Source organism: Cytophagia bacterium CHB2, assembly GCA_030263535.1.
Taxonomy (GTDB): domain Bacteria; phylum Zhuqueibacterota; class Zhuqueibacteria; order Zhuqueibacterales; family Zhuqueibacteraceae; genus Coneutiohabitans.
Genome location: SZPB01000584.1, coordinates 1 through 2,484 on the forward strand (window position 1 = coordinate 1; position 2,484 = coordinate 2,484).

2 protein-coding genes are annotated in these 2,484 nt (G+C 54.4%); both read left to right on the forward strand.

Translation table 11 applies throughout. The features are described from left to right. Positions 1–708 (forward strand): NupC/NupG family nucleoside CNT transporter (locus FBQ85_29165; protein ID MDL1879201.1); only part of this gene is annotated, 708 nt, incomplete at its 5' end. Between the two features lie 343 nt (positions 709–1,051). Then, the coding region (locus tag FBQ85_29170; GenBank protein ID MDL1879202.1) for an amino acid permease at positions 1,052–2,484 on the forward strand (1,433 nt) is incomplete at its 3' end.

A 2,484-nucleotide genomic window follows, 5' to 3' on the forward strand; every position in this document is an offset into this window, starting at 1 on the left:
GCCGGCGGCGTGCTCGCCGGGTATATCGCCATGGGAGTTCCCGCCTCGCATTTGCTCGCGGCGAGCGTCATGTCGGCGCCGGCCGCGCTGATGATGGCAAAAATTATCTTGCCAGAAAAGGAAGAATCGGTCACCAAGGGCCACGTGAAAGTGCCGCCGGGAAAAGTTGCAGGGGATGTGATTGAAGCGGCTGCGGTTGGCGCCGCCGATGGCATGAAACTGGCCGTGAATGTCGGCGCGATGCTGCTGGCCTTCATCGCACTCATCGCCGTGGTCAACGCGGGTATGGGCGTCATTCACGACGCGCTGTCAAATTGGGTGGGCTTCACTTATTTTCCGCAAGATTTGCGCACACTCTTCGGCTGGATTTTCGCGCCACTGGCCTGGCTTATGGGCGTGCCGTGGAAGGATTGTCTGGAATTCGGCAATTTGCTCGGCACCAAAATCTCCATCAACGAATTTTTGGCGTATGTGCATCTCGGCGAGTTGATTGAAAGCCGAGGCATGAGTGAACGCGCCATCACGATTGCGACGTATGCACTGTGCGGGTTTTCGAATTTTTCTTCCATTGCGATTCAAATCGGCGGCATTGGCGGCATGGCCCCCGAACGCCGCGGCGATTTGGCCAAACTCGGCCTGCGCGCCATGTTTGGCGGCGCGCTCGCGAGTTGGATGACGGCAACGATTGCAGGCATGCTCATCGGATAAGCGGCAGGGGATGAGACAATAATATTTGATCATCCTGAACGGACATTGCGCTTTGCGACGCGGATGGTTGGATATGTTCGCAACGTTTTCGTGTGATGCCGCGGATTTGAGACTGGCCGCGAGCGCTCGAACAAATCCGGAGGTAGATTTTTCGACCGGCGTTCTACAGGTAAAAAAGTGTTTAAGGCATACAAATTTTTGATTGACGGATTGGTTTGTTAGTTTTTTGTTCGTTTAGCTTCTGCAAGCGAATGCTGGTGAACACGGTTTTTGCAGTGGCATAATTTGGCGCAATCAATCAATTATTGGCTCCTTATTCTTTGTAACATTGTCTCCCTGGCTTATGAACATTTTCCGCACCAAAAATCTCGATCAATTGGCCCAGGATGCCGAGAAAACCAACTTGAAACGTTCTCTTGGCGCGGTTGATTTGATTTCACTCGGCATCGGCGCGATCATCGGCACCGGTATTTTTGCCGTCATCGGCACCGCCGTCGCCGGCGATGCGATGCGCCCCGGCGCCGGGCCGGCGATCATGCTGTCTTTCGTGCTCACCGCTGTAGCCTGCGCGTTCTGTGGCTTGTGCTACGCCGAGTTTGCCTCGCTCGTGCCGGTTTCAGGCAGCGCCTACACCTATTCCTATGCAACATTGGGCGAGGCTGTGGCATGGATCATTGGCTGGGATTTGATTATCGAATATGCCATTGGCAATGTCGCGGTGGCCATTGGCTGGGCGGCATATTTTCATCAAATGTGTGAAGGCCTCGGCATTCACATCCCCGCGTGGCTCTCTGTGGATTATCGTTCTGCGGCGCAGGCCGCTGCCGCCGTGGCCAACGCCGGCGGGCAAATCGATCCGGCGATCGCGTTGAACTACGAGGCCTGGACGAATCATCCCACCATTCTCGGCATTCCGATCGTCTTCAATTTTCTCGCCGTGGCAATTGTGGCTGCAATCACGTGGCTGTTGGTGATTGGCGCCAAAGAATCCGCGCGCGTCAATAACATCATGGTCGTGATCAAACTTGTCATTCTCTTTTTCTTCATTTATGTCGGCGCGAAATATGTGAAACCCGAGCATTGGTCGCCCTTCATGCCGAACGGCTTTTCCGGAGTGTGGACCGGGGCGAGTTTGATCTTTTTCGCTTATATCGGTTTTGATGCAATTTCAACCGCGGCGGAGGAGTGCAAACGGCCTGGACGTGATATGCCGATCGGCATCATCGGCTCGTTGGCGATTTGTACGCTGATCTATGTTGTTGTTGCCGCCGTGCTCACTGGCATGATGCCGTGGGATAAGCTGGGCGTCGCGGATCCCTTGGCGGCGGCTCTGGCTTACGTCGGTTCCGATGCGGCGGCCGGTCTCGTTGCCTTCGGGGCGGTGATTTCAATGACGGCCGTTCTTTTGGTTTTTCAATATGGCCAACCGCGCATCTTTTTCTCAATGTCACGTGACGGGTTGTTGCCGCCGGTTTTTCAGAAAGTGCATACCAAATATAAAACCCCGCATGTCACGACGATTTGGACCGGAGTAGCGGTGGCATTGATTTCCGCCTTTGCCAATATCAACGAGATTGTCGAGTTAACGAATATTGGAACCTTGTTTGCGTTTGCGCTCGTTTGCGCCGGCATTATTATTTTGCGTTATAAAGAGCCGCATCGCCCGCGGGCATTCAAGACGCCTTTCGTACCCTTGGTGCCTTTGCTCGGTATAGGTTCTTGCATCTATCTCATGGCGGGGTTGCCCTGGGTAACTTGGGTTCGCTTTGCGGCATG